Origin of the sequence: Novosphingobium sp., from assembly GCF_019748365.1 — a bacterium.
GTDB lineage: Bacteria > Pseudomonadota > Alphaproteobacteria > Sphingomonadales > Sphingomonadaceae > Novosphingobium.
In genome coordinates this window covers 1-23,102 of record NZ_JAIEPN010000122.1, presented here as the reverse complement: position 1 = coordinate 23,102, position 23,102 = coordinate 1, and the positions used below count along the sequence as shown (strand labels likewise).

At 65.8% G+C, this 23,102-nt stretch carries 18 protein-coding genes; 10 read left to right on the top strand and 8 right to left on the bottom strand.

What is annotated here, in order from left to right:
* Positions 1-142: 142 nt before the first annotated feature.
* Complete coding sequence (locus K5Q19_RS14635) at positions 143-1,558, top strand: globin-coupled sensor protein (protein WP_292946555.1); 1,416 nt, start codon at positions 143-145, stop codon at positions 1,556-1,558.
* Between the two features lie 3 nt (positions 1,559-1,561).
* Here K5Q19_RS14635 and K5Q19_RS14630 read toward each other — a convergent pair whose 3' ends face one another.
* From K5Q19_RS14630 to K5Q19_RS14620, 3 genes are all read right to left on the bottom strand, one after another.
* Entirely contained in the window at positions 1,562-2,575 is a 1,014-nt protein-coding gene (locus K5Q19_RS14630) for an NAD(P)-dependent alcohol dehydrogenase (protein WP_292946553.1), read from the bottom strand.
* A complete protein-coding gene (locus tag K5Q19_RS14625; protein ID WP_292946550.1) occupies positions 2,572-4,320 on the bottom strand; it encodes a D-aminoacylase in 1,749 nt (582 codons plus the stop codon). Before K5Q19_RS14625 ends, K5Q19_RS14630 begins: the two co-directional genes overlap by 4 nt.
* Positions 4,321-4,432: 112 nt before the next feature.
* Positions 4,433-5,251, bottom strand: coding sequence for an alpha/beta hydrolase (locus K5Q19_RS14620; RefSeq protein ID WP_292946547.1), 819 nt, complete (start codon positions 5,249-5,251; stop codon positions 4,433-4,435).
* Between the two features lie 159 nt (positions 5,252-5,410).
* Here K5Q19_RS14620 and K5Q19_RS14615 point away from each other — a divergent pair, with 159 nt between their 5' ends.
* Positions 5,411-8,113: an EAL domain-containing protein gene (locus K5Q19_RS14615; RefSeq protein WP_292946545.1), complete on the top strand. Its 2,703-nt coding sequence runs from the start codon at positions 5,411-5,413 to the stop codon at positions 8,111-8,113.
* Positions 8,114-8,265: 152 nt separating this feature from the next.
* Here the strand turns inward: K5Q19_RS14615 and K5Q19_RS14610 are convergent, their stop codons facing one another.
* Positions 8,266-9,075, bottom strand: coding sequence for a DUF4197 domain-containing protein (locus tag K5Q19_RS14610; RefSeq protein ID WP_292946543.1), 810 nt, complete (start codon positions 9,073-9,075; stop codon positions 8,266-8,268).
* A 131-nt stretch (positions 9,076-9,206) separates the two neighbouring features.
* Between K5Q19_RS14610 and K5Q19_RS14605 the strand changes: the two genes are divergently transcribed.
* A complete protein-coding gene (locus K5Q19_RS14605; RefSeq protein WP_292946540.1) occupies positions 9,207-10,214 on the top strand; it encodes an NADP-dependent oxidoreductase in 1,008 nt (335 codons plus the stop codon).
* Here the strand turns inward: K5Q19_RS14605 and K5Q19_RS14600 are convergent.
* The gene (locus K5Q19_RS14600; protein ID WP_292946536.1) at positions 10,211-11,650 is read right to left on the bottom strand and encodes a M20/M25/M40 family metallo-hydrolase; all 1,440 of its coding nucleotides are present in this window, start codon (positions 11,648-11,650) and stop codon (positions 10,211-10,213) included. The genes K5Q19_RS14605 and K5Q19_RS14600 overlap by 4 nt on opposite strands.
* 140 nt (positions 11,651-11,790) lie before the next feature.
* On the opposite strand from K5Q19_RS14600, the gene K5Q19_RS14595 reads away from it, so the two are divergent.
* A complete protein-coding gene (locus K5Q19_RS14595) occupies positions 11,791-14,193 on the top strand; it encodes a TonB-dependent receptor (RefSeq protein WP_292946534.1) in 2,403 nt (800 codons plus the stop codon).
* A 14-nt stretch (positions 14,194-14,207) separates the two neighbouring features.
* The gene (locus K5Q19_RS14590; RefSeq protein WP_292946531.1) at positions 14,208-15,287 is read left to right on the top strand and encodes an alkaline phosphatase family protein; all 1,080 of its coding nucleotides are present in this window, start codon (positions 14,208-14,210) and stop codon (positions 15,285-15,287) included.
* Between the two features lie 9 nt (positions 15,288-15,296).
* On the opposite strand, the gene K5Q19_RS14585 is transcribed toward K5Q19_RS14590, so the two are convergent.
* Positions 15,297-15,821, bottom strand: coding sequence for a hypothetical protein (locus tag K5Q19_RS14585; RefSeq protein WP_292946528.1), 525 nt, complete (start codon positions 15,819-15,821; stop codon positions 15,297-15,299).
* Positions 15,822-15,935: 114 nt separating this feature from the next.
* Between K5Q19_RS14585 and K5Q19_RS14580 the strand changes: the two genes are divergently transcribed.
* Together K5Q19_RS14580 and K5Q19_RS14575 are read left to right on the top strand one after the other, a co-directional pair.
* Positions 15,936-17,822, top strand: a complete 1,887-nt coding sequence (locus tag K5Q19_RS14580) for an NAD(P)/FAD-dependent oxidoreductase (RefSeq protein WP_292946525.1) — start codon at positions 15,936-15,938, stop codon at positions 17,820-17,822.
* A gap of 4 nt (positions 17,823-17,826) precedes the next feature.
* Entirely contained in the window at positions 17,827-18,450 is a 624-nt protein-coding gene (locus tag K5Q19_RS14575) for a glutathione S-transferase family protein (protein WP_292946522.1), read from the top strand.
* On the opposite strand, the gene K5Q19_RS14570 is transcribed toward K5Q19_RS14575, so the two are convergent.
* Positions 18,447-19,862 carry a sulfatase-like hydrolase/transferase gene (locus K5Q19_RS14570; RefSeq protein WP_292946520.1) on the bottom strand — a complete coding sequence of 472 codons (1,416 nt, stop codon included), beginning with the start codon at positions 19,860-19,862 and terminating at the stop codon, positions 18,447-18,449. The two genes, K5Q19_RS14575 and K5Q19_RS14570, sit on opposite strands and share 4 nt — an antisense overlap.
* Before the next feature lie 78 nt (positions 19,863-19,940).
* A complete protein-coding gene (locus K5Q19_RS14565; protein WP_292946517.1) occupies positions 19,941-20,270 on the bottom strand; it encodes a protein usg in 330 nt (109 codons plus the stop codon).
* Between the two features lie 228 nt (positions 20,271-20,498).
* Between K5Q19_RS14565 and groES the strand changes: the two genes are divergently transcribed.
* The 3 genes from groES to K5Q19_RS14550 form a co-directional block, all read left to right on the top strand.
* Positions 20,499-20,813, top strand: a complete 315-nt coding sequence (gene groES / locus K5Q19_RS14560; RefSeq protein WP_072379048.1) for a co-chaperone GroES — start codon at positions 20,499-20,501, stop codon at positions 20,811-20,813.
* A 45-nt stretch (positions 20,814-20,858) separates the two neighbouring features.
* A complete protein-coding gene (gene groL, locus K5Q19_RS14555; RefSeq protein ID WP_292946509.1) occupies positions 20,859-22,478 on the top strand; it encodes a chaperonin GroEL in 1,620 nt (539 codons plus the stop codon).
* Between the two features lie 280 nt (positions 22,479-22,758).
* Positions 22,759-23,102, top strand: a 344-nt coding sequence (locus K5Q19_RS14550; RefSeq protein ID WP_292946506.1) for a GTP-binding protein, incomplete at its 3' end; no start/stop codon positions are given.

Below are 23,102 nucleotides of genomic sequence, written 5' to 3'. Positions count from 1 at the left end.
ATCGTTGAAATGCGTGCTGATTTTTCTGGTCCCCGGTCGCGCCGTTTGCGCGCTCCTAGGGATTGACGCTTATCGACGATTTCTCGGTTACGAATTGTTGCTGGTCTATCCGATTCGGACGTAAACGAATGGGATCACGTCGATGGATAACCGTGACGTCGCAAAGAAGCTGGCCTTCTTTTCGATCAAAGCAGACGATAAGGCCCGCTTCCCCGGCATTGGGAAAGTGGTTGCAAGTGCCGGTCCCGCAGCGCTCGACAAGCTCTACGAACAGATCTCGGCCACACCGGAAACCGCAGGGTTCTTTGCTTCGAGAGCGGCCATGGGCTCGGCCAAGGCCAAGCAGATTGCCCATTGGCAGGCTCTCTTCACCGGCGGCGCCAATGCCGAGTACTTCGAGCGTGCCGAACGCGTCGGCAAGGTCCACGCGCGCATCGGTCTTTCCCCGCAGTGGTACATCGGCGCCTATGCCAGCGTGCTCGAACCGGTCATCACCGCAATGGCCGGCCCGCTTTCGGGCGGCAAGGCAAAGCGCATTGCCACGCTCGTCAAGATGGCGCTGCTTGACATGGAAATTGCGGTCGCGACCTATTTTGCGGTCGAGGAGGAGCGCCGCAGCACGGTGATCGAGGCTCTCGGCGCGGCACTCCAGCGCATGACCGATGGCGATTTCAGCACCCCGCTAGAGAAGCTTCCGCCTGAATTTGCGGCAATCTACAATGATTTCGAGACAATGCGCGGTCAGGTCGGCACGGCGCTCGGCGATGTCACGCAGACCTCGCGCGCCGTGGACGTCGGCGCGCAGGAGATCCGGCAGGCCTCGGACGACCTTGCCCGTCGCACCGAACAGCAAGCCGCCAGCCTTGAGGAAGCCTCTGCGGCGATGACTGCGCTCGCGGCCAGCGTTGGCAGTACAGCCGACGACGCAGCGCACCTTCACGATTCTGTCCAGGCCGCGCATGGTGACGCGCAGGCTGGTGGCGGCGTGGTTGAAGAAGCGGTTCAGGCGATGACCGACATCCACGATTCCGCGCAGGAAATCGGCAAGATCATCGCAGTGATCGATGGCATTGCCTTCCAGACCAACCTCCTCGCGCTCAACGCCGGGGTCGAAGCCGCCCGCGCGGGGGATGCTGGACGCGGGTTCGCCGTCGTAGCCAACGAAGTGCGTGCGCTCGCCCAGCGCTCGGCGGAGGCTGCGCTCGATATCAAGACGCTGATCGGCCAGAGCTCGGTGCAGGTCGAACGCGGCGTCGCGCTCGTCGGTCAGACCGGCGATACCTTTGCGCGGATTGTCGGCAAGGTCGGCGAGATCGCGGGCCTTGCGAGCAATATTGCAACCGCCGCTAGCGCGCAGGCCACCAACATCGGTCAGGTCCGCGAGACCGTGCGGGAGCTTGACGTCATGACCCAGCAGAACGCGGCGATGGTCGAGGAAGCGACCGCCGCCTCGCGCAACCTGGCGGGCGAGGCGGACCGCATGGCCGCGCTCGTCGGCCGCTTCGCGTTGGCGCAACCGAATATGGGCGGCGCAGAGCCCTTGCGTTATGCCGCCTGACCTTCAGATATCGACGACGATCTTGCCGAAGTGGGTATTGCTCGCCTGATGGCGGAAGGCATCGGCAAGACCCGCCAGCGGGAAGTGGCTGTCGATCACCGGCTTGATGCCGTTCGCCTCGATCCCGGCGATCATGTCGAGCTGCATCGCGCGTGATCCCACGGTGAGGCCCTGCACGCGCAGGTTCTTGAACATCAGCATCGCGGTCTGAACCGGCCCGGCAAACCCCGCCAGCACGCCGATCATCGCGACGTGGCCGCCCACCCGCGACGCCGTCATCGATTGATCGAGCGTGCCCGCGCCGCCGATTTCGACCACGCAGTCGACGCCCTGTCCGCCGGTCAGCTCCAGCGCCTTGACGCCCCAATCGGGGACTTCCTTGTAGTTGATCAGTTCGTCGGCACCGAGCGCGCGCATGCGCTCCAGCTTGGCGTCTGAGGAGCTTGTCGCGATCACCCGTGCACCGGCCGCCTTGGCGAACTGCAGCGCGAAGACCGAGACGCCGCCGGTCCCTTGCACCAGCACGGTCGAGCCGGGCTTGACCGAACCATCGGCAAACAGCGCTCGCCATGCGGTGAGGCCCGCGCAGGTCAGCGTGGCCGCCTCTGCCGCCGAATAGCCCTTGGGCACCCGCGTGAACCAGCCCGCCGGTGCGACGATTTCCTCGCGGGCATAGCCGTCGATGCCGTCGCCGGGCACCGTGGTGAAAGCCGTTGCCGGCGGCATGCCATCGTCCCAGTTGGTGAAGAAGGTCGAGACAACGAGGTCGCCCGGCGCATAGGCCGTCACGCCTTCGCCCACCGCCACGACTTCACCCGCGCCGTCCGACATCGGAATGCGCCCTGCGGCGGCGGGCATCATGCCTGTCACCACCGCGAAGTCATGGAAGTTGAGCGAGGAGGCGCGCAGCCGCACGCGGATTTCGCCCGGGCCGGGATCGCCGCAATCGGGCAACTGGTCCAGATGAAGGCTGTCGAGTGTCGCGGGGGCGCCGATACGGATCGCGGCATTGCTCATTCTGCGGCCTCCAGCATTTCGGCCTGTTGCGGCCCGCGCACCAGTACGCCGGGCACCGCGCCCGTCCAGGTGCCATTCTCGAACGTCACTTCGCCCGATTTGATCGTGTAGAGATAGCCGTCCGCCTTCTGCAGCAGGCGCTTGCCGCCCGCCGGCAGGTCGAACGCCAGCCACGGCTTGCCCAGCTTCAGCGCCTCCATGTCGATCACGTTGATATCGGCCAGCGCGCCCGGCGCGATCACACCGCGGTCGTTCATGCCATAGAGCCGCGCGGTATCGTGGCACTGGCGCTTCACCGCCTGCTCAAGGCTCAGCCGCTGACCACGCTTGCGATCGCGCACCCAGTGCTGGAGCATGAAGGTGGGCGAGGCCGCATCGCAGATCGTCCCGCAATGCGCGCCGCCATCGGAAAGCGAGTTCACGCAGTCGTCGCGCGCCTGCAGTTCCTCGAGGAAATCGAGGTTGCCGTCGGCATAGTTGAGGATCGGCAGATAGATGAAGCCGGTGCCGCCGTCCGCCAGCATCAGGTCGTAGGCATAGCTTTCCGCTGAAACACCCCTGGCCGCCGCGCGTGCCGCGATGCTGGCGTCCGCTTGCGGCTCGTAGTCGAAGCCTTCGTCCATTTCGTACTGGTTCGCCCAGCCTTCGCCGATCACGCGATAGAGGTGGACGATGTCGCTCTCGGGATAGACGTTCGTTTCCGAGAGGATGATTTTCTTGAACACCGGATCGGCGAGGTGCGCGAGCTGGTCTTCCCGCGGCATCGCCGCGAGCGTGGCCCAGGTCGGGCGGAACATGAAGGGATGCACCGTCCCGCGCCAGTTCATCACGATACCGTTGCCGCGCAGCGCGATCTGCGCGACGATGTTGGCGCCCGCTGCGTTCTGCCGCGTCATTTCCTCGATCTGCTCGGACAGCGGCAGTTCCTTGGCAATGGATTGCAGCGCGGCGAACGTGACGGGAAGGCCGGTCTCGCGGCTCAGCGCGCCCATCCAGCCGAACTCGTCCCATTCGCGCTTCATGTCGCTCGCCATTTCGAACACGCCGTGGCCGACGCGGCCCATCGCGCGGCCGATGCGGATCAGTTCCTCTGCGGTGGCGGTGGTGCCGGGGACAACTTCTCCATCTACGCTCTTGTGGATCACCGTGCGGCTGGTCGAGAAGCCGAGCGCCCCTGCGCGGACCCCTTCCTCGACAATTTTAGACATTTTTTCAATGTCTTCGTCAGTCGGAATGGCGCCCGGCTTTTCGCGGTCACCCAGCACGTAGGCGCGCACCGCGCCGTGCGGGACATGGGTCGCCACGTCCACGCTGCGCGGCAGGCGCTCGAGCGCGTCGAGGTATTCGGGGAAGGTCTCCCAGTCCCACTTGAGCCCCTCGGCGAGCGCGGTGCCGGGAATGTCCTCGACGCCTTCCATCAGACCGATCAGCCACTCGTGCCGGTCGGGCGCAGCGGGCGCGAAGCCCACGCCGCAGTTGCCCATGACGACGGTGGTCACGCCGTGCCACGAGCTTGGCGCCATTTCCTGATCCCAGGTGGCCTGCCCGTCATAGTGCGTGTGGATGTCGACCCAGCCCGGTGCGACGACCTTGCCCGTCGCGTCGATCTCGCGCTTGGCGGTGCCGCTCACTTTGCCAACCGCGGCGATCAGGCCGCCTTGAACGGCAACATCGCCGGTAAAGCGCGGCCGGCCCGTACCGTCCACGATGGTTCCTCCCCGGACAATCAGGTCATAGGTCGGCATCAGCAGGCTCCTCTATCCCCGTGCAGCCGACTCATCGCGGAGGGCCGTCACGTTTAACTGCCCGATTAAGTCAGAGGATCACGCCGGGGTCAACGCCTGCGGTGCCGCGCGGTTACGCGTCGAGAAATCCGGTCAGCTTTTCGATGAAGGCATCGGGGCGCGCGAGCATGAACAAGTGCCCGCCGCCGTCGCTCATCTCCAGCCTGCTGCCGGGAATCGCGTTGTGAAGGAAATGCAGGTTGGCGGGCGGGATGAGCTGGTCGTCCTCATCGCCCATGACCATGACCGGCATGCTCAGCAGCGGCAGGAACGGCGCACTGCTCCAGCCCGCGAAGGCCGCCATCTGGCAGCTCCAGCCGAGCGGCGAGGGCGCGGTTGCGGCATTGAGCGAGACCCGATCCGCGCCGCCGCCGTTGTAGACCATGGCAAGGTTGCGGCGCAGCGTCTTCTCGACAGAATATGCCATCGGATCAAACATCTGACCCAGCAGCGAGGTATTGCCCGGGATCATCGTCCCGCCCGCCGAAGTCGCGGCGAGCACCAGCTTGCCGGTCCGCGCGCGGTGCTGGAAGGCGAACTGCTGCACCACCGCGCCGCCCCAGCTGATGCCGAGCAGGTCGACCGAATCGATCCGCAGCCGATCGAGCAGTGCGGCCAGCGTCAGCGCCATGTGCGGGATGGTGTAAGGGAAGATCGGATCGGGCGACTGGCCGATGCCCGGCATGTCGAAGCTCACGATGCGGCGGCCGGGCAGGCGGCTGGCGATCGGCTCGAGCATTTCCATGTTCATGCCGATGCCGCTGAGGATCACGAGGGGCCGCAGTGCCGGCCGCGCAGAGGTGCCGCGCGCCGCCGGCTGGACATGCCATTGGCCCACCCGCAAGCGCCGTCCGGCGACGCCGATCATCGTGAAGTTGGCAGTCGTGGCCACGCGAAATCCTTGGGCTTCATGGAAAACAAAGGCTTGGCGCGCCCCCTAGCATCTGGGCATGACGAGCAAAAGCAAACCTAAGGAAATCTGCGGAAAAAAGGTCCGCAATGGGAATCCGCTTAACGGTTTCTCAAAGCAGTTAAGCGCAATTGACACATGATGAGCCAAACGCCCGGGGACAATGCCGCTTCGCAGGCCGAACCGACGCGCGCCGCGCGCGATTTCGCGCGCACGCAGCGCCGCCGCGAGCGTGTGCCGACGGCGCCGGTGAGTCGGGCCGATGTTGCCGGTGCTGCGTTCCTGTTCGGCACCGGGCCGGGCCGCGGCCTGATTGCGCGCGAATGGCCGCATATGGCGCTGCCCATGGTGCTGGGCGTGTTCGGCCTCGCGGTCGCGAACTTCTCGATTCGCCCGATCATCGCGCCGGTTCTCGCGCTGCTTGCCTCCGCGCTCCTGTTCGTCGCCCGCTTCACGTCGAACTACGAGGAAAGCCGCGATCACTCGACTGCGGTGCGCATGGCGCTGATGGGCGCCTCGATCGGCATTCCGCTGTTCATCTATGGCTATGCCATCGGTATGTGGGCAAGCAGCGGCGTTGTCCCCTGGGTGCAAGCGCTGGCGCTGCTCGTCACCATCTCGCTGCTGGCCACTGTCACCGAATCGGGCCGGCTAGCCGGAATGCTTACCGCTGAAGTGGCGATCTGGTCGGGCGTCACCTGGGTCACGAGTTTTGCCGGCGGCATTCTCTCGCTGGTGATCGGCGGTGTGATCGCGGTTGCGGCCTATCTGCGCCAGCGCGAGATCGACCTGAAGGTGCGCATTGCGGTCGAGGAAGGCGTGCGCATCCAGACCCGCGCCGAGGAGATTCTCGCCGATTACGAGGAGACCGGGCAGGGCTGGTTCTGGGAAACCGACCGGCGCGGCCTCATCACCTATATCTCCCGCCCGGTTGCCGAAGTGCTGGGCAAGAAAGTGGAGAACTGCATCGGCCGTCCCTTTGCGGAGCTGTTCAACCTGTCCGAGCACTCGGGGGAGGGCGAACGCACGCTGGCCTTCCACCTCTCGGCCCGCTCCAGCTTCAGCGAACTGGCGGTGCGCGCTGCGGTCTATGACGAGGAGCGCTGGTGGTCGGTCACGGGCCGTCCGACTTACGATGCCTTCAACAATTTCCAGGGCTTTCGCGGCTCGGGCACCGATCTTACCGAAAAGCGCCGCTCACAGGAGCACGCTTCGCGTCTGGCGCATTTCGATTCGCTGACCGGCCTCTCGAACCGCTTCCAGATGTCGCAGACGCTGGAGAAGATCCTCACCGCGCCCAACGAGCAGCACCGCGCCTGCGCCGTGTTCCTCCTCGATCTCGACCGGTTCAAGCAGGTCAACGATACGCTCGGCCATCCTGCGGGCGATGCGCTGCTCAAGCAGGTTGCGCAGCGGCTTGAACGCATCATCGGCACTGTGGGCCGCGTCGGCCGTCTTGGCGGCGACGAGTTCCAGGTGATCCTTGCCGGCAAGATCGCGCGCGAACAGCTCGCCCATTTGGCCGAACGCATCATTGAACAGCTCAGCCAGGCCTATTCCATCGAAGGCAGCCGCGTGATGATCGGCGCCTCGCTCGGCATCGCGCTCGCGCCGGACGATGGCGTCACCAGCGAAGCGCTGATCCGCAACGCCGACCTGGCGCTCTATGCCGCCAAGGACGCCGGGCGCGGGCGCTATCACTTCTACGCCGCCGATCTGCACAGCGATGCAGAGGAGCGCCGCCAGCTCGAGGAAGACCTGCGCGACGCGATCACCCACGGCAATCTCGAGCTCTACTATCAGCCGGTCGTGCAGACCGCGACCGAGCGGATCACCGGCTTCGAGGCTCTCTTGCGCTGGAACCACCCGCAGCACGGCTTCATTTCGCCCGGCAAGTTCGTTCCGATCGCGGAAGATGCGGGGCTGATCGTCTCGATCGGCGAATGGGCCCTGCGCACCGCCTGTCAGGATCTGGCCAAGTGGCCGGATGACGTGCGCGTCGCGGTCAACGTTTCGCCGCTGCAGTTTGCCAATCCGGCGCTGCCTTCGATGGTCACCAGCGCGCTGGCCTCGGCCGGTGTCGATCCCGACCGGCTCGAGCTCGAAATCACCGAAAGCGTTTTCCTTGGCGATGACAAGGCGACCGAGGCGATGTTCCGCTCGCTCAAGGGCATCGGCGTGCGCCTCGCGTTCGATGATTTCGGCACCGGCTATTCCTCGCTCGGCTATCTGAAGCGGGCGCCGTTCGACAAGATCAAGATCGACCAGTCCTTCGTGCGCGGCGCAACGCAGCAGGGCAGCCGCAACGGGGCGATCATTGCCTCGATCGTCAGCCTTGCCGAGGCGCTCGGCATGGAAACGACGGCTGAGGGAGTGGAAACCCTCGACGAGCTCGATCTCGTGCGCATGCTCGGCTGCAGCCACGTGCAAGGCTATATCTACGAACGCCCGCTGTCCGCGCCCGCCACGCAGACCCGCCTTGCCACAGGCCTCATGGCGATTGCCCGCGGCCCCCGCTCGGCCCGCGCCACGCGGCAGGCCATGCTCCGCCGCGTGGTGCTCGATCACGGCGGCCACCGCTACAACGGCACGGTGCGCAACATGTCGCTCACAGGCGCGCTGATCGAGGGGCTGTGGAACGTTCCGCCGGGCACGATCTTCCGCATCCAGCTTTCGGATGGCCACACCGTCACCGCCACCTGCCGCTGGGCGAGCGACGACCGCATGGGCGTCGAATTCTCGCAGCCGCTGCGGCTTGACGATGATGGCCGCATCGCCGCCGTGGCGATCAAGTCCACCCTGCCGCCGCCCGATCCGCTCGCGAACCAGCGCAAAGTGGGCTGATAAAGGAGCGCGAAGACTTCGCGCGGAACCACCCACACTTCGTCACCCCCGCGCAGGCGGGTGTCCAGAGCCCACAACGCGGCGCTGAGGCTGCAGCGCCCTGGATTCCCGCCTTCGCGGGAATGACGAAGGGTTTATGGTTGGGACTGGCCCTAGACTCCGCGCCCGAAGATCTTGCCAATCAGCTTGCTGCCGGTTCCCAGCGGATTGCGCCGGATCTCGCGCTCCTGCTCGCCGAGATATAGAAACACCCCGTCGCTCGCCTTCTCGGTGACGTAACCCGTCAGGTCCCGCGCGCCGAACTGCCCGGCGATCAGGCTGTTCTTCGCGGTGAAGCGGTCGAGCGCCTGAAACGCCTTCACCCCCGACAGCGATCTGGAGACGACCGGGGTCATCGCGGTTTGCAGGTCTGGTCCCATCGTGCGGCGGAAATAGTCGGTGGCGGAGGTGTCGCCGCCGGTTACGATCCCCAGCGCATCGGTCACCGTCATGCGCGTAATCGCGGTTTTCAGGAGCGGCAGTGCCTTGCCCACCGCACCTTCCGCCGCCGCGTTGAGCTTGGCCGAAAGCCCGCCGCCGACGCCGGCACGGTCGAGCGTCCCGAGCAGTCCGTTCAACCGGCCGAGCGGTCCGGGCAGACCGATGCGCACGCGCGGATCATTGGCAAAGCCGCCCGGTCTGCCGAGCTGCGCGACCACCCGCTCCGCCGCCTTGCCCAGCGCCAGCTTCAGCCCGCCCGATGCCTCGCTGCTGGAAACGCCCGGCGGCGGCGCGGCGGTTGTCAAAGGCGGGGTCGTCGTTGTCGGGGTCGTCGTTTCCGGGCTCGTGGCAGCAGGAGCAGCCGTTCCCGTGCCGAGAATGCGTTTCAGCAAGTCGCCCGCATCCTGCGCCGATTGCGCCGCTGCGGTTCCCGTTGCCAGGGCCGTGATGGCGATCCCCAGCCAGATTGTTCTCGCGCGCATGATCATGGTTCCCTGTTGCAGCCTCGCGCCCAGTCTGCGCTGCCGGGCCCTGCTAGTCAAAATGGCAATGGTTATGGCTGCGCCCGCCACCTAGCTCAGGGTTACAACGTCCCCGCACCACGGAGCTTCCCATGCCGCACACCAACCGCCGCGTCTTCATCCGGCAGTACCGCGAAGGGATGCCGCTCCTCGAAGATTTCGGCATCGAGGATATAGAGATTGCCGAGGTGCCTGCCGGGCATGTGGTGGTGAAAGTCGATACGCTTTCGATGGACGCGTGGATCCGCACCACGCTGACCCCGGGCAGCTTCCACGAGACCGCACCGCTGGGCTCCACGATCCGCGCGCTGGGCGTGGGGCAAGTGGTGGAAAGCGCCGATCCGGCGCTCGCGGTTGGCGATTGGGTCTATGGCATGCTGGCCGCGCAGACCCTTGCGCTGGCGCCGGCTGCCGCGCTCACCAAGCTCGATCTGTCGAACAGCCTCAAGCCTGTAGACTATGTCGGCCCGCTCGGCCTCACCACTGGCCTTACCGCGTGGGTCGGCCTGATCGCGGTGGCAGAGGTGAAGGCAGCCGAAACCGTGCTCGTCTCGGGCGCTGCGGGCGCGGTCGGCTCGATGGTGGTGATGCTCGCCAAGGCGCGCGGCGCGCGGGTGATCGGCATTGCCGGCGGACCGGACAAGTGCCGCTACCTTACCGAAAAGCTCGGCGCCGATGTCGCCATCGACTACAAGAACGGCGATGTCGCTGCCGAAGTGGCGGCTGCGGCGCCCGCCGGGATCGACGTGTTCTTCGACAATGTCGGCGGCGAGATCCTCGACATCGCGCTCGCCAACCTTGCGCCCGCCAATTCACGCATCGCAATCTGCGGCGCGATCTCGCAGTATTCGGACCTCGGCAACGTCCGCGGGCCGAGGAACTACCTCAAGCTCGCCGAACGCAATGCCACAATGCGCGGGTTCGTCGTGACGCACCACGCCGCGCGCTTCCCCGAGGCGAAGGCGGAGATCGCCGCGCTGATGCAGGAGGGTAAGGTCGATCTGCCCGAGCACGTCGTCGAAGGCATCGACCACTTTGCCGAGGCGCTGCTGCTGCTTTTCGCGGGCGGGCACACCGGCAATCTGCTGGTGCGGCCCTAATCCTGCGCGGCGTAGACCTTGACGAGGTCGTGCAGGAAATCGCGCGCGACGTAGGCTGATTGCACCGAATGCCGCTCGTTGAGGCCGTGAAGGCCGTTGCCGTCGGGATCGCCGAGCGGGCCGGGCACGCCATAAGTCGGGATACCCAGCGGGCCGAGATAGGTCGCATCCGTCGCGCCGGTCATCATCGCGGGCACCAGCGGCACGCCGGGATAGTAGCGCGCGACGAGCTTTTCCGCCGGCCCCATGATCCGCGGATCGAGCGGCGGGGGCACGGCGAGCGGGCGCACCCGGCCGACCGGCGTGACGGTCATCCGCGCATCGCCGATGGCCTTGGTGAGCGCGGCGCGGGTCGTATCGCCATCCTCGCCGGGCACGATGCGGCAGTTGATATTGGCCTTGGCGCGCTGCGGCAGGGCATTGGCCGCATGGCCTCCTTCCAGCAGCGTGGCAACGCAGGTGGTGCGCAGCATCGAATTCAGCGTACGGTCCGCCGCCACGATCGCCTCCGCCGCATGGTCCGACGGATCGGCGGCGAGGCGCACCATCGCCGCTCCCAGGGCATCCCCGCGCGCCGCGCCGACCTTGGCGAAATAGCTGCGCGTGGTATCGTTGAAATGGACCGGGAACTTCAGCGCGCGCACCCGCGCCAGCGCATCAGCCAGTTCATAGATCGCGTTGTCGTCCACCGGCACCGAGCTGTGCCCGCCGGGGTTGGTCGCCTGCAGCTCGTAATTGCGGTTGGCCTTCTCGCCGGTCTGCATCGACTGGCTGAGCACTTTGCCGTGGCCATCGGTCTCCCCGCCGCCGCCTTCGTTGAGCGCGAACGCGGCAGCGATCAGATCGGGCCGGTTTTCGGCCAGCCACTTGGCCCCGTTCATCCGCGCGCCCGATTCCTCGCCGCAGGTGAGCGCCAGCTTGATCGTGCGCCCGGGCTTGAAACCTTCGGCCTTCATGCGGATCAGTGTGTCGATCCAGATCGCGTCGAGCACTTTCATGTCGCTCGTGCCGCGCCCGTAGAAGTATCCGCCTTCCTCGATGAACGTGAAGGGATCGCGCACCCAGTCCTCGCGCCGCGCATTGACGACGTCGATATGGCCAAGCAGCAGCATCGGCTTTGCCTTGGCCGACGTCCCCCGCACCGTGACGACCAGACCGCCATCGAGCGGAAAGGCAGGGTCCGCAAACGGGGTAAGCTGATCCTCGGCGAACCCCGCAGCCCGGAACCGCGCGGCGATCTTCCCGGCGAGCGCCGTGCAGCTGCCGGTGGCGACCGATGTGTCGGTCTCGACCAGTTCGCGGAACAAGTTGCGGAAGGCGAGCTGCTCCGCGGTCGGCGTGGCTGCAGACCCGGGGGCACTGGCCGCCTGCGCGGCGTGCGGCGCGATGGCGAGTGCCGCTGCCAGCGCGGCAGCGCGGATGGGTCCTGTCCTCATGCTGCGATCTCCCTCTGCGCCGCCGTGATCCCACTACCGTGCGGGAATGTCCATCAGCCCGTGCCAGCGCAACAGCGGACTGTAATCCCGCCGTCATCGCGGGTAGATAGACCACGCGGATCAGGCGGGGGCAATCGCGGATGAGCAAAGGGAAGATCTGGGCAGGGCACGTTTCCATCATCGCGCTGGCGGCGGCGGAGCCGCTCCACGCGCAAGTGGCGGACCAACCGGCATCGGAAGGGTCCGCCGCATTGGACGCGCCGGGCGAGATCGTCGTCACCGCGCAGAAGCGGAGCGAGAAGCTGCAGGACGTGCCGCTTTCGATCGTCGCGCTCACCACCGAAGCGCTTGCCGAGCGCAATGTGCGCACGTTCAACGATTACGCCAAGTTCCTGCCGAGCCTGTCTTACACGAGCTATGGTCCGGGTCAGGCGGAAGTCTATTTCCGCGGGCTTTCCAACGGCAACCGCCTCTCGACCGGCTCGCTCCCCACGGTGGGCGTCTATCTCGACGAGCAGCCCGTCACCACGATCGGCTCCACTGTCGACGTCCACATTTATGATATCGCGCGGGTCGAGGCGCTGTCCGGCCCGCAGGGCACGCTGTTCGGCGCGAGCAGCGAGGCGGGCACCTTGCGCATCATCACCAACAAGCCCGATACCAAGGCCTTCTCGGGCTCGGTCGACCTTACCGCCAACACCGTTGCGCATGGCAAGGCCGGTGGCATCGCCGAAAGCTATCTCAACATCCCGCTCTCCAGCCGCGTGGCGCTGCGTGTCGTCGGCTTCTACCAGTATGACGGCGGCTATATCGACAATGTGCGCGCGCCGCAGGGCGTGACCTATCCCACCTCTGGCGTGGTGCGCGATAACGCGGCGCTCGTCGGCAAGGACCAGAACTCGATCGAGGCCTATGGCGGCCGCGCCGCGCTCAAAGTCGATCTTGACGACAACTGGACGGCCACGGCTGGCCTCATGGGCCAGCGCCAGACGTCGAACGGCACGTTTGCCTTCAAGCCCTCGGTCGGCGATCTCAAGACCACCCGGTTCTTCCCCGAAGCGCAGAAGGACGAGTGGTATCAGGCCAGCCTCGCCATCGAAGGCAAGCTCGGCTCGTTCGATCTGACCTATGCCGGAGCCTGGTTCGAACGCAAGGCGGCCTATACCTCCGATTATTCGGACTATGCCTATCTCTACGATAGCTACTATGCCAGCTCGCCCGATTATTTCGGCAACAATTTCAGGAACAACGCTGGCGACCTGATCAATCCGGCGCAGATCGTCAGCCAGGACGAGCGCTTCACAAAGCAGAGCCACGAACTGCGCATCGCCTCGCCCTCGACCGACCGGCTGCGGATCGTTGCGGGCCTGTTCTACCAGCGCCAGACCAACAACTGGCGCAATCTCTATACTGTGCCGAACCTTGCCGATGCGCAGTCGGTCACCGGCCTGCCGGGGGTGAACTACGCCAATATCCAGCTGCGCACCGACCGCGACTATGCCGCCTTTGCCGAAGCCGCGTTTGACATCGTGCCCACGCTGACGCTCACTGGCGGCCTGCGCGCCTACAAGTACGATAACGACGTGATCGGCTTCTTCGGCTTCAATGGCACTCGCAGCGCGGTGGGCGAAGCGCTGTGCTTCCCCGGCACCATCGGTTCGTATGGAACGCAGCGCCCCTGCGACAACATCAACGCCAAGGCCACCGGCTCGGGCGTGCGCCACAAGCTCAACCTCAGCTGGAAGGCGGCGCCCGGCAAATTGCTCTATGCCACATGGTCCACCGGCTTCCGCCCCGGCGGCATCAACCGGCGCCCCACCGCGCCGGCCTATGCGGTGGAGCAGCTCACCAATTACGAGATCGGCTGGAAGACGAGCTGGCTCGGCGGCAAAGTGCTGTTCAACGGCGCGCTGTTCCTCGAAAAGCTCAGCCAGGCGCAGTTTGCCGTCACCAGCGATCAGAACGGCATCACCGATATCGTCAACGCCGGCCGCGCGCGATCAAAGGGTATCGAGGCCGATCTTACCGTCCGCCCCGCGCAAGGGCTCTCGTTCCAGGTCTCGGGCACGTATGCCGATGCCGTGATCACCACGGACTTGTGCAGATACACCAATGCCGCGTTCGATTGCACGATCCCCAGCGCCTCGGGCAATCCCAATTCCCTGCGCGCGCCGGCCGGAACGCGCTTTGCCGGCAGCCCGCGCTTCAAGCTTTCCGGGCTGGTGCGCTACGAGTTTACCCTCGGCAAGTTCGACTATTTCCTGCAGGCCGCAGCCTTCCATCAGTCCAGCGTCTCCCCCTCGCTCGATGTGGACGAGGCGCGCCTGATCGGCTTCCAGCCCAGCTATTCCACCGTCGACATCTCGGCCGGCATCAGCCGCGATACCTGGTCCGCTTCGCTCACCGTGGAAAACCTTGGCGACAAGCGCGCGCAGCAGAGCCGCACGGCAACTTGCGCTATTTCGATTTGCGGACCCGGCTCGGTGGTGGTCTACCCGCTGCGCCCCCGCTTTGTGAGCTTTCGCGTGGGGCGGCGCTTCTGATGGGAGATAGGGTGATGATCCGTTCGCTTATGGCGCTTGCGCTGCTGCTCCTCCCCGCGCTCGCCCGCGCCGAGGCGCCCGCTGCGGATCAGCGCCTGATCCTCGTCACCATGGACGGCACGCGCTGGCAGGATGTGTTTCGCGGGCCGGACAAGGCGCTGGTGGACGACAAGCGCTTCACCCATCCCGACATGAAGGACGTCATCGAGAAGGCGTGGATCAGCGGGCCCGGCGCGAAGAAGGGGGCCGCAGGCGGGGCGCTCATGCCGTTCCTCCACAGTCTGCCAGCGAAGGGCGGCATTCTTGTCGGCAACCGCGATGAAGCCCAGTGCATGGCCGTCACCAATGCGATGTGGTTCTCCTACCCCGGCTACAACGAGATTTTCACCGGCCGCGCCGACCCCGCGATCACCAGCAACGACAAGGTCCTGAACCGTAACGTTACGTTCTTCGAATGGCTGGCCCGCCGCCCCGGTTTCGTGGGCAAGGTGCTTGCCTTCGGCAACTGGGACGTCTTCCCCTTCATCATCAACGACCAGCGCAGCGGCGTGCCGGTCAATCCGGGCTTCGCCGGCCGCTACCCCACCGAGACGCTGACGATGCGCGCCGCGCTCGATGCCTTGCGCGTGCAGAAGCCGCGCGTGCTTTATGTGGGCCTCGGCGATACTGACGAATTCGCCCACATGGGCCGCTATGACGACACGCTGAGCGCGATGAACCGCAACGACGATTTCCTCGCCGAACTGTGGCGGCTGGTGGAGGCCGATCCCGCCTATCGCGGCAAGACCACGCTGATCGTGACGACCGACCATGGCCGCGGCAGTGCACCGGGCGCGGCCTGGACCGAACATGGCAGCGCCGAATCGGTGCGGCTCGATCCCGCCGGCTTCACCATTCCCGATCCCGCCGGTTTCCCGGGCTCCGAACAAATCTGGTTCGCCGCGATTGGTCCCGGCGTGCACGATGCGCCGCTGGGCAGCGCCTGCCTCGGCCAGAACCAGATCGCCGCCAGCGCCCTCACCGCGCTGGGCGAGGATTGGCAGGCGTTCGACGCGGGGGCAGGGGCGCCGCTCCCGTTCTTCACGGGGCGCTGAAGAGCGACGCTACTTCTTCCGCACCCACTTGAGGTCGTAATCGGTCGTCCAGGTCTTGCCGCCATCCTCGGTGCCGATGGCCAGCTCGCGGACCGTGCCATCCGGCATCGCATAGAGCGTCCAGTGCCGCAGCCGCACTTTTCCGCCGGGCAGCGGCTTTTCCGTTACGTAACGCATCTCGCCCGGCTTCACGAGGTTGCCGCGAAACACCGTCGCCGCGCCGTCGTCGGTCGCCCAGGTATAGCCCCACGATCCCAGCAGCCGCGAATAGTTGAACAGGCCGATGCCATTGCCGGTGGGTCTGCCGTCGGTCTTCTTCCAGTGCTCCTCGATCACGCAATCGTTGAGGATCAGCGTCATCGTCACTTCGTCGGTCTTCTTCTCGCCGGTGTAGACGTCCCAGCTGCCCAGCGTGAAATCCTGCTCGCGGAACTTGGGATCGTTGCGGCAGGTATCGGCGGGCGATACGGCAGTCTGCGCCGCAACGGGTGCGGCAACGGCGAAAAGGGTGGCGGCAAGCAGCGGACGCAACATCGGTGGTCTCCTGTCGAGGTTCCTCAGAAGAGGCCGCAAATTGCGCGATTGCGCAAGGCCACTTTGCGATTACAAATCATGGCAAGGCGCCAGACAGGATCGGGAGACGCAGGCATGGGCGAATGGTCGGACAAGGAACTCGGGCTCCATCTGCCGATCGCGCGGCGTGATTTCATCGGCGGCGTCGCGGCAAGCGCGGCTCTGGCAGCGGCGCCCAAGGCGATGGCCGAAGCGGCACCAGCGGCGGCGCCGACTGGCTCTGCCGATTATCCGCCAAGCCTGACCGGCCTGCGCGGCCAATATCCCGGCTCGTTCGAAGCCGCGCACATGGCGCGCGACGGCGATTTCAACGGCACCCTCGCGGCGGATGACAGCGGCGAGCACTATGATCTCGTCATCGTTGGCGGCGGCATTTCGGGCCTCGCTGCAGCCTATTTCTACCGGCAGGCGCTGGGGGATGATCGCAAGATCCTCATCATCGACAACCACGACGATTTCGGCGGCCACGCCAAGCGCAACGAGTTCACGTACGAAGGCCGCAAGATCCTTGCCTATGGCGGCACGATGAGCATCGAATCGCCGTTCCCCTACAGCTTCACCTCGAAGAAGCTGCTGGCCGATCTCGGCGTCGATCTGACGAGTTATCACCGCTACGAAACCAAGGCTTACGACGGGCTCGGCTCGGCCACCTTCTTCGACAAGGAGCACTTCCTTGCCGACAAGCTCGTCACCGGCACCGGCAAGAAGCCGTGGCCGCAGTTCTTCGCCGAAGCCCCGCTGACGGGCGCGGTGCGGGCGGACCTCACCCGGCTCTACACCGAGAAGAAGAACTACCTGCCGGACATGTCGCCCGAGGCGCGCGCGGAGTATCTGCGCCATATCAGCTATCAGGATTACCTCGTGAAGCACGTGGGCGTGCTGCCCGCCAGCCTGCCGTTCTTTGCCGGCCACTACTTCCGCAACAACAAGCGCGTCGATACGCTGCCTGCGTGGGAAGCCGCGCTCGGCGGGCGCATGCCGGGCTTTGCGGGGATGGACCTGCCGCAGCAGATCACCGCCGAAGCGCAGCATTTCCACTGGCCCGATGGCAACGCGACCGTCGCGCGCCTGCTCGTCAGCCGGCTGGTGCCGGGCGTGTTTCCTTCAGACAAGCTCGATCAGGAAAGCGTTGTCCTCGCGCCCGCGCGCTACGCCGCGCTTGATAATCCGGCGAACCCCACGCGCATCCGCCTCTCCAGCATGGTGATCCGCGCCGAACATATCGGCAAGCCCGCGCGCCAGACCGAGAAGGCCGTGCGGGTGGTCTACGTGAAGGATGGCAAGCGCGTGGCGGTGACGGGGGCCAACTGCATCATGGCCTGCTTCAACATGGTGATCCCGTTCATCGTCCCCGATCTGCCGCAGACACAGAAGGACGCGCTGCACTATGCCTCGAAGGTGCCGATGCAGTATACCAACGTGCTGCTGAAGCACTGGCGCCCCTGGGCCAAGCTCGGCGTCAAGTCGATCTCTGCGCCCAACGGCTACCATATCGGCGCCTCGCTCGATACGCCGATGGATATCGGAGGGTACAAGAGCGCGCTCACGCCCGACGAGCCGGTGGTGATCCACATGACCCGCAACCCGAACCAGCCCGGCCTCCCGCGCAAGGAGCAGAACCGCCTTGGCCGCGCTGCCATGCTGGCCGAGGACTACACCACGATCGAGCGCGAGATCCGCAGCCAGCTACAGCGCATGCTGGGCGGCGCCGGATTCAATGCCGCGCGCGATATCGCCGCAATCACCGTCAACCGCTGGCCGCACGGCTATGCCTATACTTACGACACACTCGGCGATCCCGATGTGCCCGATGAACTGCGCCCCCACGTGATCGGCCGCCAGACCTTTGGCCGCATCGCCATCGCCAATGCCGATGCCTCCGGCAGCGCCTTCACCAACACCGCGATCGACATGGGCGAACGCGCCGTGCAGGAATGCCTGATCAGCCGGGGGCTGATCTAGGGCCATGATCGAACTCTACCACTGCCGCGATGCCCGCTCGTTCCGCGCGCTCTGGGCGCTGGAGGAAATGGGCCTCGCCTACAAGCTGCACACGCTGCCGTTCCCCCCGCGGTTCCTTGCGCCCGAATACCTCGAGCAGAACCCGCTCGGCACGATCCCGCTCCTGGTCGACGGCACCACGCGGATGACGGAATCCAGCGCGATCCCGCAGTATCTCGCCACACGCTACGGCCCCACGCCGCTGGCCGTCACCCCGGATGAGCGCGACTACGGCCTCTGGCTCGATTGGCTCCACCGCAGCGAGGCGACGCTCACGTTCCCGCAGACCATCATCCTGCGCTACACCCGTCTCGAACCCGAAGAGCGCCGCCTGCAGCAGGCCGCCGACGATTACACGCAGTGGTTCTTCTCGCGCCTCAAGCACCTCACCCGCGCGCTGTCCGATGGCCGCGAATGGCTTTGCGCCGGGCGCTTCACCATGGCGGATCTGTGCACCGTCTACGCGCTGCTCCTCGCGAAGGACCTGGGGCTCGATTACAAGTTCAGCCCGGAAATCGCGGCCTATTGGGATCGGGCCACCGCGCGCCCCGGCTTCGTTGCGGCAAAGGCGGCGCAGGGAGCGGCCTAGTCTACCACCCCATAGTGGTCCGCGAGGTTCTTCGCGGTGATCCCATGCGTGTAGGATTTGGGATCGAGCGGCAGCATCGTCTTGTCCCACGCCGCCCACGCCGCCGCCAGCGCCTTGAACACCTCCGGCTCGCGCGCTTTCAGGTTCGCGCGTTCCATCGGATCGGCCACCACGTCGAACAGGTAGCTCTGCTCGCCGATCTTGAGGTACTTCCATCGGCCGCGCCGCACGGCCTGCTGGCCATGGTTCTTGTAGCGCCAGAACAGCGCGCGTTCGGGTAGCACGCCGCCGGTCAGCGCGGGCCGGATATCGATCCCGTCCGGCGCGCGCGCGGCATCGGGCGCCGCGCCTGCCGCCGCCAGAAAGGTCGGCAGCCAGTCCATCGAGATCACTTGCGCGTCGCTGGTGGAGCCGGGCTTTGTCACCCCCGGCCAGCGCACAATCGCGGGGATGCGCAGGCCGCCTTCAAGCAGTTCGGTCTTGCGCCCGCTGAACGGCCAGGTGCTGGAAAACCGCTCGCCGCCGTTGTCGCTGGTGAAGACGACGATGGTGTTGTCCGCTTGCCCCGAAGCCGCCAGCGCATCGAGCACGCGACCGACCTGATAGTCGAGCCGCCCGACCATCTTCGCATAAGTCTCCAGCGCGCCACCGTCATAATGCATCAGCGCCTCGCGATCGGGCGAAGCTTCCAGCCGCCGCGCTTCCGCCAGATCGCCCGGCGCTTCCCACGGCCAGTGCGGCGCGGTGAAGTGCAGGCTCATGAACCACGGCTTGGCCTGCTGCGCCCCCGCCGTGATCCCGGCAATGGCCTGCTCGGCCAAGAGGTCGGTCAGGTACTCAGCCTTGTCCACCGGCGTCGGCCCGTCCCACAGGTCGAGTTTCCCGTCGGTCCCCTTGTGCGTGTAATAATCGACGCCGCCACTGCGGATGCCCCAGAAGCGGTCATAGCCGCTCTTCAGCGGGTCGAACGCGGGGAGGCTCCCCAGATGCCACTTGCCGATAAGCGATGTGGCATAGCCTGCCGCCTTCATCTGCGCGGGCAGCGTCGGCTCGCCCGGCGGCAGCCCCACATCGTCGCGCCCGGCCAGCGGCTCCTCCAGCCCGATGGGGAGGCGGTACTGATAGCGCCCGGTGATCAGCGCCACGCGTGTCGCGGTGCATACGCAGCTGTTGGCATAAGCGCTGGTAAACCGCAGCCCCTCGCGCGCCAGCGCATCGATCCGCGGCGTGGCGTAATCGGTGCGGCCATAGCATGAGAGGTCCGCGAACCCCATGTCGTCGGCCATGATGTAGAGCACGTTGGGCCGACGCACCAAAGGCGTCGTCGCCAGTGCTGGCGCGCCGAGCAGGGCGGCACTCGCAGCGCTTCCGGCCAGCGCCGCGCGGCGGGTCAACATGGGGGCAGGGGCCATCGCGTGCCGTCTCCGCAGCAGGGAACAGACCGCCATGGCTAGATGGCGACTGCGGCGGCGTCCACGAGTTTTGCGGCTCTAGTGCCGCGCGGGCAGCTCGATCACCCCGTCCACCGCGCGCCACTCCGCCGGGCGGATCAGCTGGTCATGCGCGATCCGCACCGAATGGATCTTCGCGCCCAGGTCGCGCCGCCAGAACGCGAGGAAATCGAAGAGCACCGGAAAGTCCGGGGCTTCGTCGTATTCCTGCCATGCATAGAGCTGGAGCAGCCACGGATGATCGGGGCGGTAGTAGGTGATTTCGGCGGTGGTCAGCCCATAGCCGAGGAGGCGGAGGCGCAGGCCTCCATCCGGGCTGGGCACGGCGGGAAGTTGCGGCGTGGCAGGCAAGGCAGGTGCTCCCTTCATCCAAGGGTCCGGCCCGGCCATCCCCCGGCACGCACCGGACAGATGGCAGTCTTCCTCACTCGGAAGCATCCGTCAAGTATCTGAAATATTGGCACTTAAGTAGGGCGAGTGCCAATAATTTGCGGCTGCCCCTTGAAGCCGATTTTCCCCGCACCTAGCTCTTGGGGGCCTCCTGCCGGTCATGCGGGGGAGGCGTTCATCACATTGTTTTGCAACTGGAGGTTATGCATGCATTTCCGACCCTTGCACGACCGCGTGCTGGTCCGCCGCATCGAGGCCGAGGAAAAGACGGCCGGCGGCATCATCATTCCCGATACCGCAAAGGAAAAGCCGCAGGAGGGCGAAGTCATCGCTGTCGGCGCCGGTGCTCGCAACGAGGCTGGCGAACTTATCGCGCTCACCGTCAAGGAAGGCGACCGGATCCTGTTCGGCAAGTGGTCCGGGACCGAGGTCAAGATCAATGGCGAGGACCTGCTCATCATGAAGGAGAGCGACATCCTCGGCGTGATCGAAGCCGCAGCGGAGCTCAAGAAGGCGGCCTGATCAGGCGCCTTTTCGTCCAACCCATCCGAGAGGAGGTAGGCCACAATGGCTGCCAAGGAAGTCAAGTTTGCCGGCGAAGCGCGCGAGCGGATGCTGCGCGGCATCGATACGCTGGCCAATGCGGTCAAGGTCACGCTCGGCCCCAAGGGGCGCAACGTGGTGATCGAAAAGAGCTTCGGCGCGCCGCGCATCACCAAGGATGGCGTCACTGTCGCCAAGGAAGTGGAGCTCAAGGACAAATTCGAGAACATGGGCGCGCAGATGCTGCGCGAGGTTGCGAACAAGCAGAACGACAAGGCCGGTGACGGCACCACCACCGCCACCGTGCTGGCGCAGGCGATCGTGCGCGAAGGCGCCAAGGCGGTCGGCGCGGGCATGAACCCGATGGACGTGAAGCGCGGCATCGACATGGCCGTGAAGGCCGTCGTCGCCGATCTGGAGGCGCATGCCAAGAAGGTCTCGGCCAACAGCGAGATTGCGCAAGTCGCGACGATCTCCGCGAACGGCGACGAGGAAGTCGGCCGCATCCTTGCCGAAGCGATGGAAAAGGTCGGCAACGAGGGCGTGATCACCGTCGAGGAAGCGAAGAGCCTTGCGACCGAACTCGAGACGGTCGAAGGCATGCAGTTCGATCGCGGTTATCTCTCGCCCTATTTTGTCACCAATGCGGAGAAGCTGAAGGTCGAGTTGGATGATCCCTTCATCCTCATCCACGAAAAGAAGCTCTCCAACCTTCAGGCGCTGATCCCGCTGCTTGAGCAGGTCGTGCAGTCGGGCCGTCCGCTCCTCATCATTGCCGAGGACGTGGAAGGCGAGGCGCTGGCGACGCTCGTCGTCAACAAGCTGCGCGGCGGGCTCAAGGTCGCCGCGGTCAAGGCGCCGGGCTTCGGTGATCGCCGCAAGGCGATGCTGGAGGATATCGCGATCCTCACCGCGGGCAATGTCGTCAGCGAGGAACTCGGCACCAAGCTCGAGAACGTCACCGTCGGCATGCTCGGCCGCGCCAAGAAGGTCATCATCGACAAGGACAACACCACCGTTGTCGATGGCGCCGGCGCGCGCAGCGAGATCGACGCGCGCGTCTCGCAGATCCGCGCCCAGATCGAGACAACGACCAGCGACTACGACCGCGAGAAGCTGCAGGAGCGTGTGGCCAAGCTCGCCGGCGGCGTGGCCGTCATCCGCGTCGGCGGGGCGACCGAGGTCGAGGTCAAGGAGAAGAAGGACCGTGTCGATGATGCGCTCCACGCCACCCGCGCGGCGGTCGAGGAAGGCATCCTGCCGGGAGGCGGCATCGCACTGCTGCGCGCAACGCAGAAGCTGAACGACCTCAAGCCCGCCAACGACGACCAGCAGTCCGGCATCGACATCGTGCGCCGCGCACTGCGCGCGCCGACGCGCCAGATTGCCGATAACGCGGGCGAGGACGGTTCCTACATCGTCGGCAAGCTGCTCGAGAGCACCGACTACAACTGGGGCTTCAATGCCGCCACCGGTACCTATGAAGACCTCGTCAAGGCGGGCGTGATCGATCCGGCCAAGGTCGTGCGCACCGCGTTGCAGGATGCGGCTTCGGTCGCCAGCCTGCTGATCACCACCGAGGCGCTCATTGCCGAGCTGCCGAAGGACGAGAAGGCCGTCGCGGCGCCGCCGATGGACTTCTGATGCACCGGGGCGGGGCGGGTCCATGCGGCATCCGCCCCGTTCCCTGTGCGCCAAAGCACTGTCCTACATTGGCCGCGCCCTGTTATCCTCCGCTGATGAATTTCTGCTTCGCCAGGCCCCTCTCGCTGCCGCCCAGGGCTCAATCGGCTTTGATCGGACTGCTCGATCAAAAACGCTCCACTGATCGAATGCAATTATTCCTCAGGACAGTGTCAACTGTGTCAACCCCCTCCCGGACGGCCCTGATGACTCGGGGCCCGCACACTGCTAACGGGCGCGGATGACCGACCTTTCGCTGATCCGTAATTTTTCGATTATAGCCCACATTGACCACGGCAAGTCGACGCTGGCCGACCGGTTGATCCAGTACACCGGCGGCCTCTCCGAGCGCGAGATGAGCGAGCAGGTGCTCGACAACATGGACATCGAGCGCGAGCGCGGGATCACCATCAAGGCGCAGACCGTGCGGCTCGACTATACCGGCAAGGACGGCAAGACCTATCAGCTCAACCTGATGGACACCCCCGGCCACGTCGACTTTGCCTACGAAGTCAGCCGCAGCCTCGCCGCCTGCGAAGGCGCGCTGCTGGTGGTCGATGCGGCGCAGGGCGTCGAGGCGCAGAC

Excerpts from the sequence above, each read along its gene's own strand:
- K5Q19_RS14580 (WP_292946525.1), top strand. The coding sequence starts at position 15,936 with ATGGGCGAATGGTCGGACAAGGAACTCGGGCTCCATCTGCCGATCGCG.
- K5Q19_RS14595 (WP_292946534.1), top strand. The coding sequence starts at position 11,791 with ATGAGCAAAGGGAAGATCTGGGCAGGGCACGTTTCCATCATCGCGCTG.
- K5Q19_RS14600 (WP_292946536.1), bottom strand. The coding sequence starts at position 11,650 with ATGAGGACAGGACCCATCCGCGCTGCCGCGCTGGCAGCGGCACTCGCC.
- K5Q19_RS14630 (WP_292946553.1), bottom strand. The coding sequence starts at position 2,575 with ATGAGCAATGCCGCGATCCGTATCGGCGCCCCCGCGACACTCGACAGC.
- K5Q19_RS14625 (WP_292946550.1), bottom strand. The coding sequence starts at position 4,320 with ATGCCGACCTATGACCTGATTGTCCGGGGAGGAACCATCGTGGACGGT.
- K5Q19_RS14605 (WP_292946540.1), top strand. The coding sequence starts at position 9,207 with ATGCCGCACACCAACCGCCGCGTCTTCATCCGGCAGTACCGCGAAGGG.
- K5Q19_RS14575 (WP_292946522.1), top strand. The coding sequence starts at position 17,827 with ATGATCGAACTCTACCACTGCCGCGATGCCCGCTCGTTCCGCGCGCTC.
- K5Q19_RS14585 (WP_292946528.1), bottom strand. The coding sequence starts at position 15,821 with ATGTTGCGTCCGCTGCTTGCCGCCACCCTTTTCGCCGTTGCCGCACCC.
- K5Q19_RS14565 (WP_292946517.1), bottom strand. The coding sequence starts at position 20,270 with ATGAAGGGAGCACCTGCCTTGCCTGCCACGCCGCAACTTCCCGCCGTG.
- K5Q19_RS14610 (WP_292946543.1), bottom strand. The coding sequence starts at position 9,075 with ATGCGCGCGAGAACAATCTGGCTGGGGATCGCCATCACGGCCCTGGCA.
- K5Q19_RS14635 (WP_292946555.1), top strand. The coding sequence starts at position 143 with ATGGATAACCGTGACGTCGCAAAGAAGCTGGCCTTCTTTTCGATCAAA.
- groL (WP_292946509.1), top strand. The coding sequence starts at position 20,859 with ATGGCTGCCAAGGAAGTCAAGTTTGCCGGCGAAGCGCGCGAGCGGATG.
- groES (WP_072379048.1), top strand. The coding sequence starts at position 20,499 with ATGCATTTCCGACCCTTGCACGACCGCGTGCTGGTCCGCCGCATCGAG.
- K5Q19_RS14615 (WP_292946545.1), top strand. The coding sequence starts at position 5,411 with ATGAGCCAAACGCCCGGGGACAATGCCGCTTCGCAGGCCGAACCGACG.
- K5Q19_RS14570 (WP_292946520.1), bottom strand. The coding sequence starts at position 19,862 with ATGGCCCCTGCCCCCATGTTGACCCGCCGCGCGGCGCTGGCCGGAAGC.
- K5Q19_RS14590 (WP_292946531.1), top strand. The coding sequence starts at position 14,208 with ATGATCCGTTCGCTTATGGCGCTTGCGCTGCTGCTCCTCCCCGCGCTC.